The 16,472-nt window shown below is 70.4% G+C and carries 19 protein-coding genes; 9 read left to right on the top strand and 10 right to left on the bottom strand.

Annotated features, from left to right (window positions below; translation table 11 throughout):
• Positions 1-139 precede the first annotated feature (139 nt).
• Entirely contained in the window at positions 140-376 is a 237-nt protein-coding gene (locus tag ACWDZ6_RS06805) for a type A2 lantipeptide (RefSeq protein ID WP_326653800.1), read from the bottom strand.
• Positions 377-972: 596 nt separating this feature from the next.
• Between ACWDZ6_RS06805 and ACWDZ6_RS06800 the strand changes: the two genes are divergently transcribed.
• The 3 genes from ACWDZ6_RS06800 (at position 973) to ACWDZ6_RS06790 (ending at position 4,057) form a co-directional block, all read left to right on the top strand.
• Entirely contained in the window at positions 973-2,862 is a 1,890-nt protein-coding gene (locus ACWDZ6_RS06800) for an endoglycosylceramidase (RefSeq protein ID WP_451501997.1), read from the top strand.
• Positions 2,863-3,029: 167 nt separating this feature from the next.
• Positions 3,030-3,725, top strand: coding sequence for a CPBP family intramembrane glutamic endopeptidase (locus ACWDZ6_RS06795; RefSeq protein ID WP_451501996.1), 696 nt, complete (start codon positions 3,030-3,032; stop codon positions 3,723-3,725).
• Complete coding sequence (locus ACWDZ6_RS06790; protein WP_451501995.1) at positions 3,722-4,057, top strand: hypothetical protein; 336 nt, start codon at positions 3,722-3,724, stop codon at positions 4,055-4,057. The genes ACWDZ6_RS06795 and ACWDZ6_RS06790 overlap by 4 nt, the downstream gene beginning before the upstream one ends.
• Positions 4,058-4,112: 55 nt before the next feature.
• On the opposite strand, the gene ACWDZ6_RS06785 is transcribed toward ACWDZ6_RS06790, so the two are convergent.
• Positions 4,113-5,744 (bottom strand): FAD-binding oxidoreductase, encoded by a 1,632-nt coding sequence (locus ACWDZ6_RS06785; RefSeq protein ID WP_451501994.1) that lies wholly within the window; start codon positions 5,742-5,744, stop codon positions 4,113-4,115.
• Between the two features lie 60 nt (positions 5,745-5,804).
• Between ACWDZ6_RS06785 and ACWDZ6_RS06780 the strand changes: the two genes are divergently transcribed.
• The gene (locus tag ACWDZ6_RS06780; RefSeq protein ID WP_451501993.1) at positions 5,805-6,494 is read left to right on the top strand and encodes a TetR/AcrR family transcriptional regulator; all 690 of its coding nucleotides are present in this window, start codon (positions 5,805-5,807) and stop codon (positions 6,492-6,494) included.
• 251 nt (positions 6,495-6,745) lie between these two features.
• Here ACWDZ6_RS06780 and ACWDZ6_RS06775 read toward each other — a convergent pair whose 3' ends face one another.
• The 3 genes from ACWDZ6_RS06775 to ACWDZ6_RS06765 form a co-directional block, all read right to left on the bottom strand.
• Positions 6,746-7,543: an N-formylglutamate amidohydrolase gene (locus tag ACWDZ6_RS06775; protein ID WP_451501992.1), complete on the bottom strand. Its 798-nt coding sequence runs from the start codon at positions 7,541-7,543 to the stop codon at positions 6,746-6,748.
• 120 nt (positions 7,544-7,663) lie between these two features.
• Positions 7,664-7,894 (bottom strand): hypothetical protein, encoded by a 231-nt coding sequence (locus ACWDZ6_RS06770; protein ID WP_451501991.1) that lies wholly within the window; start codon positions 7,892-7,894, stop codon positions 7,664-7,666.
• Between the two features lie 182 nt (positions 7,895-8,076).
• A complete protein-coding gene (locus ACWDZ6_RS06765; protein ID WP_451501990.1) occupies positions 8,077-8,214 on the bottom strand; it encodes a hypothetical protein in 138 nt (45 codons plus the stop codon).
• A 149-nt stretch (positions 8,215-8,363) separates the two neighbouring features.
• Between ACWDZ6_RS06765 and ACWDZ6_RS06760 the strand changes: the two genes are divergently transcribed.
• Complete coding sequence (locus ACWDZ6_RS06760) at positions 8,364-8,693, top strand: deoxyxylulose-5-phosphate synthase (RefSeq protein WP_451501989.1); 330 nt, start codon at positions 8,364-8,366, stop codon at positions 8,691-8,693.
• A gap of 142 nt (positions 8,694-8,835) precedes the next feature.
• Here the strand turns inward: ACWDZ6_RS06760 and ACWDZ6_RS06755 are convergent, their stop codons facing one another.
• Together ACWDZ6_RS06755 and ACWDZ6_RS06750 are read right to left on the bottom strand one after the other, a co-directional pair.
• On the bottom strand, positions 8,836-9,147 hold the full coding sequence (locus ACWDZ6_RS06755; RefSeq protein WP_451501988.1) for a hypothetical protein: 312 nt from the start codon (positions 9,145-9,147) through the stop codon (positions 8,836-8,838).
• Entirely contained in the window at positions 9,144-9,713 is a 570-nt protein-coding gene (locus ACWDZ6_RS06750; protein WP_451501987.1) for a hypothetical protein, read from the bottom strand. The genes ACWDZ6_RS06755 and ACWDZ6_RS06750 overlap by 4 nt, the downstream gene beginning before the upstream one ends.
• 350 nt (positions 9,714-10,063) lie before the next feature.
• Between ACWDZ6_RS06750 and ACWDZ6_RS06745 the strand changes: the two genes are divergently transcribed.
• The 4 genes from ACWDZ6_RS06745 to ACWDZ6_RS06730 all read left to right on the top strand — a co-directional run bounded on the left by ACWDZ6_RS06745 (position 10,064) and on the right by ACWDZ6_RS06730 (position 13,708).
• Positions 10,064-10,876, top strand: coding sequence for an SAM-dependent methyltransferase (locus ACWDZ6_RS06745; RefSeq protein ID WP_451501986.1), 813 nt, complete (start codon positions 10,064-10,066; stop codon positions 10,874-10,876).
• Between the two features lie 138 nt (positions 10,877-11,014).
• Positions 11,015-11,920: a LysR family transcriptional regulator gene (locus tag ACWDZ6_RS06740; protein ID WP_326653811.1), complete on the top strand. Its 906-nt coding sequence runs from the start codon at positions 11,015-11,017 to the stop codon at positions 11,918-11,920.
• A gap of 103 nt (positions 11,921-12,023) precedes the next feature.
• Positions 12,024-12,620 carry a cysteine dioxygenase gene (locus tag ACWDZ6_RS06735; protein WP_451501985.1) on the top strand — a complete coding sequence of 199 codons (597 nt, stop codon included), beginning with the start codon at positions 12,024-12,026 and terminating at the stop codon, positions 12,618-12,620.
• Entirely contained in the window at positions 12,620-13,708 is a 1,089-nt protein-coding gene (locus tag ACWDZ6_RS06730; RefSeq protein ID WP_451501984.1) for a YeiH family protein, read from the top strand. Before ACWDZ6_RS06735 ends, ACWDZ6_RS06730 begins: the two co-directional genes overlap by 1 nt.
• 69 nt (positions 13,709-13,777) lie before the next feature.
• Here the strand turns inward: ACWDZ6_RS06730 and tsaA are convergent, their stop codons facing one another.
• The 3 genes from tsaA to xylB all read right to left on the bottom strand — a co-directional run bounded on the left by tsaA (position 13,778) and on the right by xylB (position 16,426).
• Complete coding sequence (gene tsaA / locus ACWDZ6_RS06725; RefSeq protein ID WP_451501983.1) at positions 13,778-14,209, bottom strand: tRNA (N6-threonylcarbamoyladenosine(37)-N6)-methyltransferase TrmO; 432 nt, start codon at positions 14,207-14,209, stop codon at positions 13,778-13,780.
• Entirely contained in the window at positions 14,206-14,667 is a 462-nt protein-coding gene (locus ACWDZ6_RS06720) for a pyridoxamine 5'-phosphate oxidase family protein (protein WP_451501982.1), read from the bottom strand. Before ACWDZ6_RS06720 ends, tsaA begins: the two co-directional genes overlap by 4 nt.
• 283 nt (positions 14,668-14,950) lie before the next feature.
• Positions 14,951-16,426: a xylulokinase gene (gene xylB, locus ACWDZ6_RS06715; RefSeq protein WP_451501981.1), complete on the bottom strand. Its 1,476-nt coding sequence runs from the start codon at positions 16,424-16,426 to the stop codon at positions 14,951-14,953.
• Positions 16,427-16,472 lie beyond the last annotated feature (46 nt).

Below are 16,472 nucleotides of genomic sequence, written 5' to 3'. Positions count from 1 at the left end.
TGACCGCGCGGGTGGCGGCCGCATGCCCCGGACCCGTGGGGGAATCCGGGGCATGAGACCCGGCCGGTCGACAAGGAGGGGAAGTCGACGGGCCGTAGTCACCGCAGCTGGCTGTGCCGCTCAACGGCACAGAACCTGCTCAGAGACCGGCGGCCAGGCCCGTGATGCCGGCGGTGTTGAGACCGGTGAGGCCCTCGGCGGTGCCGACGACGGAGCCGACGGTGCCGGAGGTGGCGCCGATGACACCCGAGACCGGGACGACGGAGTCGACGGTGCCGGTGAGGGCGCCCGCAGCCTGGCTCACCAGACCACCGGACACGTTGTCCAGGTCGGCGTCGGAGATTACCTGGGTCTCAACCTGGGGGGTGGAGTTCATGATGAGCTTCCCTTCGCATGACTAACTCGAATTGCTGCGATGGAGTCTTTCAACTCCGGCAGTGCGAAGGATCAAAGCACGCAGGCGCGTTGCGCAGCCAATCGGACAGCTTTCATCCAGGGCGGTATGAGGCCACTGAATTACGTCGCGTGCACGTGTATCCATGAGTTGGTGCCAACTTCTTCACGTACTCGCACACCTCAATTCCGCTGGACCGGCGCCCTCTTGCCAGGGAAGTGGACATTTCTGCATCAAACGACAGACGGGCAGGTCAGCGCGGGAGGGGTTCGCTGAGGTCATGTGACGCCTGCGTATTGCGTGTGCAGATTTACCGAAGAACTCCTCCGCGCGTCAGGTCTCGCACACGCCGCGGGCGTCTATGTGTAGGGAGTGTTTCCGGCAGGTGTTGAGAAGGTGTTACTCGGTCTTATGGGTGCCTCATTTCGGAGAGGCTGGATGGGACGTCCGGAGAAGTGAAATAGCCGTATAACGGAGCCGCGCCTGATCCGGGCGGAATGGTCGATTCCGGGGGAAAGCGCGGTGTGTGACATCTCGGCGCCATTGACAATCTGACGACTCGTCAGCATCGTGTGCGCATGGCGAAGATGCGCACGCGTCTCATCGGTGTCCTCATCCTGCTGACCGCCGCCCTGACCACCCGAGGCGCGCCGTCCGCCGTCGCGTCCCCGACCACCGAAGGCGTGGCCGCCGCGCCCCCCGGCTCACTCTGGTTCGACGAGCGGGCCGCCACCGCCTTCACCGTCGACCACGGCCGCTTCACCGACGGCCTCGGCCGCGAGGTCGTACTCCGTGGCTACAACGTCTCCGGAGAGACCAAGCTCGAGGAGAACGGCGGACTGCCCTTCGCCTCTGTCGCCGACGCCGAGAAGTCCGCGACCGCGCTGCGTGCGCTCGGCGGGGGCAACAGCGCGCGCTTCCTGCTGTCGTGGGCCCACGCCGAACCCGTACGAGGCCAGGTGGATCGCGCGTATCTTGCCGCCGCCACCGCACAGATGCGGGCCTTCCTCAGGGCCGGCATCCGCGTCCATCCCGACTTCCACCAGGACCTCTACTCCCGGTATCTCTTCAACGAGGGCAGCTGGTACACGGGCGACGGCGCCCCGAAGTGGGTCGTCGAGGCAGGCGGCTATCCACGGGAGTCCTGCGGCATCTGCCTCTTCTGGGGCCAGAACATCACCCAGAACGAGGCCGTGAAGCGGGCGACGTACGACTTCTGGCACAACCGCGGCGGCGTCCAGGACGCCTTCCTGGCGACGGCTCAGGCGACGATGGCCTACTTTGCCGAGCACCTCGAAGCAGCCGAGTTCGCGGCGGTCGTGGGCTTCGACCCGTACAACGAGCCACACGCCGGCACGTACGACTCCGGCCAGACCAGCCGCATGTGGGAGCGGGACGTGCTCTGGCCCTTCTACGCGAGGTTCCGGGCACGCATGGACGCGGCCGGGTGGCAGGACAAGCCCGCCTTCGTGGAGCCGAACCTCTTCTGGAACTCCAACCTCTCCTTCCAGAAGCAGGAGGGCGGCCTCCTCGACGCGGGCACCATCGGCCCGCGGTATGTCTTCAACACCCACTTCTACGACCAGAAGGCGATCTCCGGCGTCTTCATGTGGGGCAAGGCGAAGGACGGCCAGTACGCGGGTGACTTCGGCACGGTCCGCGACCGCGCGGCGGGAGCGGGAACAGCGGCCGTCGTCAGCGAGTTCGGCCATCCGCTGACCGGGACGGTCTCCGACAAGGCCCCGACGGTCGGCAAGGCGATGTACCAGGCCCTGGACTCCCGGCTGCCCGGCGCCGGCTGGTGGTCGAAGCCGGAGCAGTCGGGGCCGGTGCTGTCCGGTACGCAATGGCAGTGGGACATCCACCACGCCCGCCACCACGAGCTCATGAACGGCAACCCCGGCAAGGTCCTGACCGCCGCCGACGCGTGGAACGACGAGGACCTGTCGGCCGTCCGCCTCGACGACTCCGGCACCCCCGTGCTGCGCCAGGACGGGCGGCTGCTGGACCGCATCTACCCCGGTGCCACGGCGGGGCACACCGTCGCCTTCACCTACGAGGACCGCTCCCGTGACGGCTCCACCACACTCACCTGGAACCCCGTCCCGAAATCGCTCCCACGGGTCTCGGAGCTCGTCGGTTCGGGCCAGTACGCCCTGCTCCTCTGGCAGTCGAACGCCTCGGCGGCCCCCACGGAGCTGCACCTCCCCGCCTCGTTCGATCCCGCCCGGACGACGGTGGTCTCCGACCTCGGCAAGGCTCACGGCCTCTCGTCGTACGACCGGGGCACCCCCATCGCCGCGGCTCCCGAACCCGGCGGCACCGGCAGTCGCCGCCTCCTGCTCACCGCACCGAACGCGACGGCCCTCCACTACGCCCTGATCACCAATGGCGCGGCGGCGCCCTCCGCCGAACTGCTGCAAGCGGCGCGAGAGGAACTGGCGGCGTGGTCCAAGGGCCGCGGATGAAGTCCTGATGTCCTACGGCCGGGGACAGGGTGCCGGTGACGGTGACCGACTGGCAGGCGCCGGGGCGAGCGTGGTGAGACCGGTCCGGCGCGTCAATCACCGCGGTGGTCCGCTGAGCGGCGCGTTGCGGGAAGACCCCCTGGGGGATCGGGCATTCTGGCGTGACCATGCGGATGCTCATTCTGGCCGTGGTGGTGCTCGCGGCCGCGAATACGCTCGTCAACCGGCTCGGGCCCGACCTGTACGTCCCTGTCTGCGTGACCACGGCCGCCGCGCTCGTGCTGATCGCCCGGCGGGCCGGGATCACCTGGGACGAGCTGGGGCTCGGCCGTGCGTCGGCGCGGAGAGGCCTGCGCTGGGGACTTGTCCTGGCCGGAGCCGTCGTTCTGGTCTATCTGGTGGCGCTTGCCCTGCCGTTCACCCGTGAGGCATTCCAGGACGAGCGCGTCGCGGAACTGTCGGGCGGGCAACTGGTGTACCGCGTGCTGGTGCGGGTGCCGTTCGGGACCGTGCTGCTGGAGGAGATCGCGTTCCGGGGAGTGCTGTGGGCCATGATGCGGAGACGGTGGGGCGCCGCCTGGGCCACCGCCGTCTCCTCGGGGCTGTTCGGGCTGTGGCACATTCAGCCGTCCCGCGGGCTCGCACGCTCGAACGCGGCAGTGGAAGCGGTCTTCGGTACGGGCGGGACCGGGGTCGCGCTGTCGGTGGCCGCGGCGGTCGGCGGCACCGCCCTCGCGGGTGTGGTGTTCTGCGAGCTGCGCCGCCGGTCGGGCAGCCTGATCCCGCCGGTGGCGCTGCACTGCGCCCTCAACAGCGCCGGTTATGCCCTGGCGTGGGCGGCCGGCCGCTGGTGGGGCGAGTGACCCGAGCGTGCGGCGGACGGCAGGAGTTCCGCCGCGCGGCGGTGTCGGCGGCCGACCGGCGGCCGCGTTCCGTGCCGCGGATCCGGCTGCCCGGGGCCGTGTCGCTCGACAGCCGCTGGGCGACGTGGATCTGGATCACGGACAGCGGCACGAGCACGGCGGCAACGACCTGCCTGCTCGGCGGCGGACATGCGGGACCGGCCGTCGACGTCGCGTGCGCGCACGGAATTCGGCCGGGTGGCGCTGTCCGCACGCTCGCTCTCCGCATGCTCGTCGTCGCCCGGGTTCGAGCCACGCTCCCGGCCGTCGCCGCGGCGCCCGCCCCGCGTTGAACTCCCGCGCACGACGCCGTCGGCCGGCAACAGGTAACTCCCGCGAACGCCCCCGTCAGCCGGCAACAGCCGGATCGAAGAGCACGCCCGGGTTGAGAATTCCGGCTGGGTCGAGCGACTGCTTCACGGCCCGGAGGGCGTGGGCGAACGGCTCCGGGCGCTGGCGGTCGTAGCCCGGCCGGTGGTCGCGGCCGACCGCGTGATGGTGGGTGACCGTCGCGCCGTGGTCGGTGAGGATCTGCATCGCCGCGGACTTGATCTCGTCCCACATCGCGACTTCCTCGCCGCGCCGCCCCGGCGCGATGACGGTGAAGTACGGCGCGGGCCCGTCCGGATAGACATGGGTGAAACGGCAGTTGATCGTGCCGGTGGCGCCCGTCACCTCCCGTACGACGTCCCCCAGGTCCCTGCGCACCGACTCGTACAGTCCCGGTGCACGGTCCCAGGTGCAGGCCGTCTCGAACGTCTCGGTGATCACGCTCATCCGGGCGAGCGCGTCACGGAGGTACGGCATCCGCAGGAACGCCGAGCGCCAGGTGCCGGCGGCGGCGTCTTCGGCGTCGGTGGAGGCCGGAGCGGGTGAGCCGCCGTGGTCACGGGCCAGGGTGACGAGTTCGGCGAGGCGCTCGCCGACGGGGGAGTGGGCCGACTCCACACCGAGGACGAGCACGCTCTCGCCGTCCCGCGCGACACCTGCCAGAGCGGCCTCTCCGGGGTCGAGCAGCCGGCAGTTGGCCGGGTGCAGGCCCGACTGCGCGATGGCGCGTACGGCGTTCATCGCGGCGTGGACGTCGCTGAACAGCACCGTGGCCGACGCCTTGTGACGCGGGCGGTCCTGGAGGCGCATCCAGGCCTCCGTGATGACGCCGAGTGTGCCCTCGGACCCCAGGAACATCCGGTCGGGAGAGGGGCCCGCTCCCGAACCGGGCAGCCGCAGCGATGCGTTGACCCCGACGGGCGTCACCACGCGCAGCGACTCCACCAGGTCGTCGATGTGGGTGTAGAGCGTGGCGTAGTGCCCGCCGGCACGGGTGGCCAGCCAGCCGCCAAGGGTGGAGAACTCGAAACTCTGCGGGAAGTGGCGCAGGGTGAGTCCGTGCGGCCGCAGTTGCGCTTCGAGGCCGGGGCCCAGGGCGCCGGCCTGGATCCGGGCGGCCCGGCTGACAGGGTCGATCTCCAGTACGCGGCCCAGGGACGAGAGATCCAGTGACACCACACCGCGGTGCCGGTCCGCGCGGTACTCGACCCCGCCGACGACCGAACTGCCCGCTCCGTACGGCACGACGGCGACGTCCGCTTCCGCCGCCCAGTCGAGGACATCGATCACATCCTGCTCGGTGCGTGGGTGGGCGACCTGGTCGGGTGCCGCCGAGAGGTCTCCATTCAGGGCCCGGACCACATCGCGGTACGCCTTGCCGTAGGTGTGCGATGCCCGGTCCCGTGGAGCGGCCGACATGAGAGGGGCGAGTGCGGAGGGCGGCTCGATGCGCACCTTGGGCAGTTCGAGGGCGGAGATGTCCGGCACCGGCAGCGGGGTGGCCGCCGCGCCCTGGAGCAGCCCGCCGAGTGCGGTGCATTCGGTGTCGGGCAGTGCCTTGTCCGCGGTACCCCAGCCCCACCAGGAGCGGTTTCGCGAGGAGTTGGAGCGGGACGCGGGCGGAGTCACGGGCGAAGTGCTGTCGACCACGTGTATTGACCTCTCGGTAATTTACCTCTTGGTAAGTTACCGCAACGTATAGTCTCCGCCATGACCACTGCAAGAGCCTCGGCCGCACCTGATCCGGCAGACTCCGTCGCGTCGGCCGGTGGGGGTGCGCCAGGAACCCGGGGCCGGAGCCGCGGCGCGGGGACCAAGGGCGTCCCGCGCGCCCGCCGCGAGGAACAGATCGTGGCCGCCGCCCTGGAGGAGTTCGGCAGGCACGGCCACGCCGCGGCGTCGATGGCCGCGATCGCCCGGCGCGTCGGCGTCACCAAGCCGATGCTGTACACGTACTTCGGCTCCAAGGAAGGCCTCTACGCGGCCTGTCTCGAACACATCGGCAACCGCCTCCTCACAGCGATCAACGCGGCCATGGCGTCGAGCCCGTCGGGGGACCGGCTGCCCCACGCGGTCCTCACCGCGGTCTTCGAAACGCTGGAGGAACAGCGGCACGCCTGGTTCGTGCTGTACGACCGGACCCTGCCACCCGGCTCCGAACCGTGGCGCGCCGCCCACCGCCACCGCGCGGCCGTCGACGACCTGGCGGCCTCCGGCACAGCCGCGCTGCTGCGCGGCCACGGCAATGACGACGCCCTCGACGCGGACGCCCTCAAGCATGTGTGGACGGGCACGGTCAGCGCCCTCGTCGGCTGGTGGGTGTCCCACCCCGACCTGTCCGCGCACGACATGAGCGCACGGTGCGCCCGTCTGCTCTCCGCCATCCGCGACGGAGCCTGAGACTGCGGGCAGGCGGTTGCCGGGCAGTGGGCCTGGTCGGCGACAGCACCACCGAGTTGCCGTGGCTCGGAGCTGGGTGGGAAGGGCAGCCGCCTCCTCCCGCTCACCGTGCGGCACGCGGGCGGCGTGCACCACGCCATGGCGACGAACGCCGCGACAGCACCTTCGGCGGCCTGTTGAAGGGCCCGCAGGACGAACCAGCGGCGTGGGCGGCGGGACGGACGTGGTCCTGACTCGGACCAGGTTCCGACTCAGTCCGACAGCGCGTCGACCAGACCCGCCAGCGCGGCGGCGAGGGAGATGAGTCCGGGGCCCGCCGCCCCGCCCGGTTCCGACATGTACGTGTCCCGGCGGATCTCGATCATCAGCGCGCTGACGCGCGGGTCCTTGCCGTAGTACTTCAGCGGCACATACGTCCCGGCGAAGGGGCTGTTGACCCCCGTACCGCCGAAGTGGGCGAACTCCTCCTCCGCGCGGGCGAGCAGCTCCTCAGGGGTGTGGAAGTCGTCCGTACCCAGGCAGACCGCCGGCCGCGAGCCACCACCGTGCAGCTCGTACGGCAGGCGCTCGGTCGGATACGAGTGGACGTCGATGACGACGGCACGGCCGACAGCCTCCAGCCGCGCGCCGACCGCAGCGGTCATCGCCTCCGCGTAGGGATGGAAGTACCGGTCGATCAGCGGCCGGGGGTCCTCGCCCGGCGGGCGGAGTCGCTCGCGGTGCGTGGTCTGCGTATAGACCGCGCCCATGCCGACGGCCAGCATCTCCTCGCGCTCGTCGGGAAACCGCTCAGGGTCGATGACCAGGCGCGAGAGCCCGTTGACGAACCGCCACGGCGCGATCCGGGCCGCCTCCACGGCGGCTGAGGCGATCTCCGCAGTGTGTGAGTCGGTGATGTGGTCCAGCTCCAACTCCAGCGCACGGTCGTCCAGCACGATGCCGCCACGGACGTCTGTGGGTATGGCTCGAGAGGAGTGCGGAACATGAAGGATGACCTGCGAGTCGGCGGCGCCGGGCAGGAGCTGGAAGGAAGCCGGTGTTTCGTTCATGTGTGTGCCCTTGCTGCCTGGGTCGCGAACCCACATCCCAACGTGTGCACACGACGCCCGCGCCGCCCACTGTCCGGCCCGGCGCGACGCCGGCGACTCGGTTGGGCAACCCCGTCGGTGTCACGAACCCGCGTCCATCGGTTCGGTGCGGTAGCGGACCGGCCGGTCCTCCACCTTCACCAGCAGGCCGCCGCTCGCGAGATCGCGGAGGATCTTCCGGGTGTGCTTCGGTTGCGGGTCATGCCCCGCGTCGCGGAGCGCGCTGAGGGCGCGCTGGGTGTCCCAGAAGCCGCGGTACTTGCGCACTGACGCCTCCAAGGCGGCACGCCGGCTCGGTGTGTGGTCGCTCATGGGAGTCCTCAAGGCTGGGTAGGGGTGTGCGCCTTCCTCGCGTGGTTGCGGATGCTGGCCGGAGCGCCGACATATATGCACGACGGGCACTTCTCCCATGCGCCGGCCGCTACGGCCCGGGTGGTCACCGAGTGGCCGGGCCCGTAACCGTGCCCGTGCAGCAACTGGGCGACGGAGGCGCCTTAGTCGGCTGCCAGGAGCGCAGCCTCGGCCACCTTGTCATGACCAGGAGCGAAGAAGGAGCCCGCGCCGACCTTGGCGGCGCAGCCGCACCAACAGGTACCCGTCGCGGTGAGGTGAGGAAGGGGCTTCGACGTCATGCGCACAAGCTAGATCACCGGGGTGGGTGCTCTGGCGTTCTTTGCAAGGTTTGCTCCAGGGTCGGGACGGTTCGCAGACGCTCGGCCGGGACGGAACACCTGTCGGAATCCCGTGGACCCGACCGCAGGTGATTCCTAAGGTGGTTGGCATGGCCCACGCGAAGACCTCGTACGTCTGCCTGCCCTGCCGAGCCTCGTACAAGCAGCCCTACAGCATGAAGCGGCAGAGCATCTGTCCCCGCTGTGCCGAACCGCTGATCCATGTGGGTTCGGCGTTCGCCGCACCCCGCAGGCGGGACACCTCGGCGTGGCGGACGCTGTCCGTCCTGCTGAACGCGGGTGTGGGCTTTCACAAGAGCTGCTGCGGCGGGCCCGGTTACCGTCCTCGCACGCTGCGGGAGGTGCGCGAGCGGATGACCTACGCCCAACGCACCGGCGAGCCGGTGTCCAAGGCGCTCGTCCGGTGGGATGTGCCGTGACGACGTAGCACCGACCGGCGCGGCTCGTGATGCCCCGTCCGAGCTTGTCGATGCGCGCGGCGATCGGAGCCCGGCCGAGGGAGCGGGCCCGGACCGCCGCTGTGGGTCCGGGGCTTGGGGTTGATCAGGTTTCCCCGCTCAGTCATCCATACGTGTCGCTGAGCACCCAGCAGGCCCAGGCGACGACGGCCACCGGCACGATGATGGCCACCGAGCCGAGAACAATTCCGGCTCGTGCGCGGTGGCTGTCAGTCCCCTCCTCTCCCCGCATGTCGCGCAGAACCCCCACGCCAGAGACGACGGCACAGATCCCGACAGGCACGATCAGGTAAACGGGGAAGAACCGGATCCATGGCGAGACGGCGGACGGCAGCCAAGGGCATCCGAACATGGCCACGGCGCCGACGCCCAGGAGTAGCGAGCAGGTGCCGGTGCGCCCCTGCGGAGCCGTCACTTGGGACTCCACTCGGACTCCGGCCATACGTACGCGTCGAAGCCGTCCGGGAGCTTCCCGCACGGGGCGTAGACGTTGACGGCGAGCGTTCCGGTGGGCTCGTACCAGTCCACATCGACTATGTCGTCGGTGTCCGGGCGCTCGAACCTGAAGCCCATGTGGGAGACGTTCTCGCTGGTGAGCTTCCAGCCCTCCTGCTCCAGCCGTCGGCGTACGCGCTCCTGGCCGGTGCGGGCGGTGTCCCTCGGGACGTCCGTGACACGCCATTCGAGTCCGAAGCTGCGCACATCGCTGCGGCCTTCGTCTATGTGGGCGATCGACCGCAGCCCGCGGTAGTAGCAGGTGCCCGTTTCCACGCCGTTGGAGCTCACGTCGGGGGGCCCGGGCAGAGCCACCTCGTCGTACACCCGCTGGGCTTGTTGCTTGAGCCGAGTGGCGACCTGGTCAGGGTCGGTCGCCGGATATGGCTCCCCGTTCCACACGCGGTAACAGCCCACGGAAATGGCCACGACGAGCAGGGCGCCGACGAGCCACAGAATCGAACGAACGGGGTGCTTCTTCAGCATCCGGCGGCCCCCACGCCGGCCGTAGTGGCGGCCACGCGAGAGACGCGCAACATCGAAGCGGGGCGGAAGGTGCAGGTGGCAGCATGGACGGAGCTCATGATGCGGAGATTAGAGCGCCGGGGGCGCGTGGCGCGTGGGTGTGGCTACTCAGACCCGGGTGAGTAGCCAAGCAGCCCCGGCAGTCGAACATGGGGTTTTCAGCGGAGGATGCGTCCCAACTCCGCTGTCCTTACTCCTGCCTGCGCCCAATTCCCCTTTCGCGGGTGCGGAGTTGCTTGCCCGTGTTCTCTCCTCCTGCGAGGATCACAAGATCGTCGAACCAGAATTCCTGAGCACCCAGGGAGCATCCAATGACCGGGACCGAGCCGGCTGCCGCGCGGATCGACACCAGCAAGCCGCATCCGGCCCGGGTGTACGACTGGTTCCTGGGCGGCAAGGACAACTACCCCGTCGACGAGGAACTCGGCCGCCACATCATGAGCATCGACTCGCGCGCCAAGTATGTCGCCCGGACCAACCGGTGGTTCATGCAGCGCGTCACACGGTGGATGTCCGGCGAGGCAGGCATACGCCAGTACCTGGACATCGGCACCGGCATCCCCACCGAGCCCAATCTGCACCAGATAGCCCAGGCCGCCGCCCCCGAGTCACGCGTGGTCTACACCGACAACGACCCAATCGTGCTCACCCACGCGGAGGCGTTGCTGCGCAGCACCCCGCAAGGCGCCACCGACTACATCCAGGCGGATGTGCGCGACCCCGGTCGCATCCTCGAACAGGCAAGGAAGATCCTGGACTTCGAGCGGCCGATCGCCCTCTCCCTGGTGGCGTTGCTGCACTTCGTCGGCGACGACGACAGTCCGTACGAGCTGGTGCGCCGGCTCGTGGACGCGCTGCCGTCCGGCAGCTACCTCGTACTGTCACAGCTCACCGCCGACTTCGACCCGCCGGCCGTCCAGCGGGGCGTCGACATGTACGCGGCCGGCGGCGTCACACTGGTGCCGCGCACGCATGCGGAGATCAGCCGCTTCTTCGAGGGCCTCGAGCCGACCGAGCCCGGCATCGTCCAGTTGACGCAGTGGCACCCGGAACTCGGCGTGGACGAAGTGACCGAAGGGAACGAGGCGGCCTCGCTGTACGCGGGAGTGGCACGCAAGCCGTAGCCGTAGCCGAACCCGGTCGGACGGACGGGATCGGGAGGCCTGTACCCCGGTCGGACGGACCGGGAGGCCCGTAGCCCGGTCGGGCGGGATCCAGAGGCCCTGGTCCCGTGGTACCCAAATTCTGCTTATGATGCGCGGGTGTTCGATTCCCGGCACATCAAGACGTTCCATGAAGTGGTCCGCACCGGTTCGTACTCCGCGGCCGCTCGCGCGCTCGGCTATACGCAGCCGGCGATCACGCAGCAGATGAAGGCACTCGAACGGGACGTCGGCACACCGCTGTTCATCAGGGTCGGCCGCGGCATGCGCCTCACCGAGGCCGGAGAGGCGCTGTCGCGGCATGCCACGGTCATCCTCGACAGCATGTCCGCGGCCCAGCAGCAGTTGGGCGCCCTCACGCGGCTGCGCGCCGGACGCGTCCGTGTCTGTGCCTTCCCCAGTGCCAACGCCACCCTCATCCCCGAGGCGATGGCACGGCTGGCCGCCGGCCATCCCGGGGTCCGCGTCGAACTGCTGGAGAACGAGCCGCCCGAGTCGCTGCAGCGGCTGGCGCGCGGCGAGTGCGACATCACACTCGCCTTCACCTATCCCGGCCTGCACGAACACGTACCCGACGAGCTGGTGGAGATCCCGCTCCTCGAGGACCAGTTGACGGTGCTGCTGCCGACCGGGCATCCGCTTGCGCGGCGGCGGGCCGTGCAGCTGGCGGATCTGGCGGAGGAGCGCTGGATTGCGGGGTGTCTGCGCTGCCGGGCCAACCTCCTCCACGAGTGCGCCGAACAGGGCTTCGCGCCGGACATCGCGTTCACCACGGACGACAATCTCGTGGTGCAGAGCCTGGTCGCCGAAGGTCTCGGCGTCGCCATGATCCCGGCGCTCGTACTGAACTTCCTCTGCCATCGGAAGGTCACCGGGCGGGTGCTGCAGCCCGCCTCGAAGCGGCAGATATCGGCGTACGTCCTGCGTGAGCATCTGCGGATTCCGGCGACGGCGCTGGTCCTAGAGGAGCTCAAGACGGTCGCGGCTAACAAGATCGGCTGCTGAACTCATGAGCTGAAGTCATGCGCTGAACTCATAAGCGGTGCTTGGGAAGTCGCGAAGAAACCCTCGTTGGACGTGATGGATCGGGCGGTACGACGCTGCCCGTATGACCACTTCGACCGCATCGAGTGCCTTGAGCGCGTCCGCAGCTTTCCGGGCGGCGCCCACGACCGACCGACTCGACGTGCTGATCGCCGAGGTGCGTGAGGTCGTCGGGCGGGGACTGCCGCCGGACCTGACGGCGTATCTGGTCGGTGAGCGCCTGGCGCCACATCTCGGCGCGGACGATCTGCTCACACCGGCGCAGTGCGAGAGCGACCCCGCGCGCTACCGCCAGCATCTGCTGCACGCCGAGCACGACGGGAGCTTCTCGGTCGTCGCGCTGGTCTGGCTGCCCGGCCAGGGCACGTCGGTGCACGATCATGTGTCCTGGTGCACGACGGGCGTTCACGAGGGGGAGGAGCGCGAGCGGCGCTACCGTCTCCTTCCGTCCCCGGCGACCGGCACGGCCGCGCGGCTGGTCGCCACCGGCGATGTGATCAACGCGCAGGGCGCCGTCTGCGGCTTCGCTCCGCCCGGCGACATCCACCGGGTCTGGAACGCGGGCACGGACCGGGCGATCTCGCTCCACATCTACGGCGCGGACATCTCCCGTCTCGGCACCAGCGTCCGCCGGGTCTACGAACTGCCGGCCGACAGCTGATGGCGCTGCTCCGGGAACGGGCGGCCACATCCTCACGCTCCGGCTCCCTCCCCGGCTCGGCGCCGGCCCGCCTGCCCGGCCTCGCGCTCGCGGTGCTCGGCGTTGGCCTGGCCTGGTCCGTGCATCAACTGGTCCCGGACATACCGATGCTGACCGCCGCCGTGGTACTCGGCATCGTGGCCGCGCATCTGCCGGTGGCGCGCTCGATCGTGAGGGGAGTGGCCCGCCCGGGACTCTCGTACGCCGCGAAACGCCTGATGCGCGCCGGCATCGTGCTGCTCGGACTGAAGCTGAGCCTGGACGATGTGCTCGGACTCGGCTGGGCGACGGTCACGATGGTCCTCGGAGTCGTCACGGCGACCTTCTTGGGCACCTGGTGGCTGGGCCGGCGGATGGGGCTGCCCGGCGATCAGCCGCTGCTGATCGCCGCCGGGTACTCGATCTGTGGTGCGTCCGCGATCGGCGCGGTGAGCGAGGCGACGGAGAGCGACGAGTGCGACGCGGCGACATCGGTGGCGCTGGTGACCCTGTGCGGGACGCTCGCCATCGCCGTACTGCCGCTGTTGCAGCAGCCGTTGGGGCTGAGCGACGCGGAATTCGGCCGGTGGGTCGGCGCGAGCGTGCACGATGTGGGCCAGGTCGTCGCCACCGCGCAGACCGCCGGTCCCGGCGCGCTCGGAGAGGCGGTCCTGGTCAAGCTGATGCGGGTGGCGCTGCTCGCGCCGCTCGTCGCCGCCGTGGCCGTGTCGGTGCGCCGCCGACGGCGGGCCGGCGCGGCATCGGGCTCGGGTACGGCATCGGGCTCGGCCAGGGCGGGCGGGAAGCGGCTTCCGCTCGTCCCGCTGTTCGTGGTCGGCTTCCTGGCGATGGTGGCACTGCGCAGCACGGGCCTGCTCCCCACGGCCGGGATCGACGCGGCACAGCGGGTGCAGGAACTGCTGCTGGCCGCCGCGCTGTTCGGCCTCGGCAGCGCGGTCGACCTGCCGTCGCTGACCCGCACGGGCGGGCGGGTCGCGGCTCTCGGACTGTGCGCGTGGGCGGTGGTGGCGGGGATTTCGTACGCGGGAGTGCTGCTCGTCATGGCCTGACCGTCCCGTCGCCCGGACGTGCTCTGTGAAGCCGCCGTGTGCGCCTCTCCGCCGCGCCTCGTCGGCCTGTCAGCGTTCGGAGCCTCGGCCGAGCAAGGGCTTCACGTCGATGACGGGCGTGCCGTCCAAGGCTTCCAGGTTGCGCACGCGGACCCGGAGTCCGTCGATGGAGACGATCTCCACGCGGTGCAGCCCGACCGGATTGGGACGGTCGGGGGAGCGGGTGCTGAACACACCGGTCTCCGGCCGCGACGGATCATCGCGCGGACGCACCGCCAGCACGTCCCGGCGGGCGCGGTCGAGCCAGGTCAGCACGAGCACCTCGGTCCCGGCCTGCAGGTCGCGAAGGCCCTCCGCCACGTCCGGCTCGAACACCAGAGATGCCTCGGGCGAACCTTCGTCACCCTGCTTCGGAGCATCGCGGCGATGCAGCAAGGGAGACTCGACCCAGCCGATGGGCTGCAGCAGGTACGGCTGCTCGGACCCGCTCGCGCCGCTCATTCGGGGACGAGCCAGTGTCCGTCGCGCATCAGCTCGCGGCCCTTGAGTTCGTTCTCTTCGCGCCAGGCCTGGAGTCGCTGCGGGTGAATGCGGAAGTAGAGGTAGGTACTGCTGAGCCGGCGCGGGTCGAAACCGGTTCTGTCGGCGAAGGCGTCGCCGGTTCCGTCCGGGAGTTCGGCGGCCGCCAGGGTCTGCACCGTCCCCTCGATGAGGACGACATCGCGGGTGGGCCCGATGGCGAGACGGACCTTCCGGGTGGCCTGCAGATTACGGGCGGTCGGGCTGGAAGCCGCTGTGGCCACCAGCAGGGTGGTGCCGTCCCAGAGGAACGACAGCGGAATCAGATGGGGGGTCCCGCTCTCTGCGTCGGCCGTGGCCACCCATAGGTCGATGTCCTGCTCGAGCCGGCTCAGTACGTCCTGCTTGCGTTGCTTCGCGGTCCGGGCGGGCGGAGTCATCGGGAGCGGCCTCCTGATTGCCGATCGAGCTCGAGTCCGGGCGTGACGAGGGGTGGCGCGGTCCCCGCGAGTCTGCCACGGTGACCGCGCTCCATGACGCTGTCCAGCCGGAAGAGCCGGAAGAGCCGGAAGAGCCGGAAGAGCCGGAAGAGCCGGAAGAGCCGGAAGAGCCGGAAGAGCCGGAAGAGCCGGAAGAGCCGACGGGTCGGAACAGTGTCCGCTTCCTCGTCGGCAACCGGATATCGGCTCCGGCCGTCGAGTATCGGTCATTGACCGTCCCCGATCAGCCGAGCAGCGTCGGCGCCGCCCGCTCCAGTACGGCGGAGACCCGCTCCCATGTCTCCATGTCCCTCTCCACCGGGGCGAGTTCGGCACCGCTTCCGGCCTGCCAGCTGCTCGCCAGCGCCACCGGTTCCTCGCCGGTCGCCGCGCCCGCGGCCAGTGCCGCCGCGCCGAGGGCGACGAGTTCGCCGCTCTCGGGGATCAGCAGGGGACGGCCGGAGAGGCGGCGCACGGTCTCCACCCAGTGCCGCCCCTTGGCCCCGCCGCCCACCAGCCGCAGCGGGCGGGCGACGACTTCCCCGTCGGCCGGGTCGAGGCCGCAGGCGCGCAGCACCTCGTCGAGGGCGCGCAGCACCGTGACGACCGCGCCTTCGTAGGCTGCGCCGAGGAGTTGCTGCCGGCTGGTGGTGTGGCGCAAGCCGGTGAGCAGTCCGGAGGCGGCCGGCAGATCAGGCGTGCGCTCGCCGTCGAGGTAGGGCAGCAGCACGACCTCACCGCCCGCCTCGGCGGTGTCGCGGTGCAGGCCCAGCAGGCCGGCGATCTTGTCGACGGCGACCGTGCAGTTCAGTGTGCAGGCCAGCGGGAGGTACGTACCGTCGGCTGCGGCGAACCCGGCGAGTGCCGTGGACGCCGGCCGGGTGCGGCTGGCGGCGAAGACGGTGCCGGAGGTGCCGAGGCTGAGAGCGGGATGGTCCAGCCGCCCGGCGCCGCCGAGCCCGAGGCCGACCGCGGCGGCCATGTTGTCGCCGGTGCCCGCGGCGACCGCTATGCCGGCGGTCAGACCGAGTTCGGCGGCGGCCGCGTCGGTGAGCGAGCCGACACGGACCCCGCCGGTGGCGGCCACCTCGGGCAGCAAGTCGGTGTCGAGGCCGATCAGTCGGAGAATTCCGGGGTCGTACGTTCCGGTGGCGGTGGAGTACCAGCAGGTGCCCGACGCGTCGCCGGGGTCGGTGGCCGCGACGCCCGCGAGCCGTTCGGTGAGGAAGTCGTGGGGAAGGCGGACCGCGGCCGCCGCCTCGGCCGCGCGCGGTTCGTGTTCACGCAGCCATTGCCATTTCGCGGCCGTCATCGAGGCGACCGGCACCGATCCGGTACGTGCCGTCCAGGCGTCAGGGCCGCCCAGCGCCTCGGTCAGGGCGGCGGCCTGCGGCGCCGAGCGGGTGTCGTTCCAGAGGAGGGCGGGACGCACCGGCTGCCCGGCGCGGTCGAGGACGACCAGGCCGTGCTGCTGCCCGGCGACCGCGATGCCTCTCACGGCCGACGCGGCGAGACCGGACTCCTTGAGGCCCATGGCGACGGCGTCGCGCAGCGCGTGCCACCACACCTCGGGGTCGCTCTCGCGGGCGCCGTTCTCGCCGGTGACCTGGTGCGGGGCCCGGCCGACGGCGAGCGTACGGCCGGTGCCGGCGTCGATGAAAGCGGCCTTGGCGGACTGGGTCGAGCTGTCCACGCCGATGACGACCGTCTGGGTCGGCATTGCCTCACCTCTCCCTCCCGGCCTATTTTGGCCGACGCCAAACAAA

The organism is Streptomyces sp. NPDC002926 (genome assembly GCF_053591755.1).
Note: the sequence above shows the minus strand (reverse complement) of the source record. Positions and strands in the feature narration are given on the sequence as shown.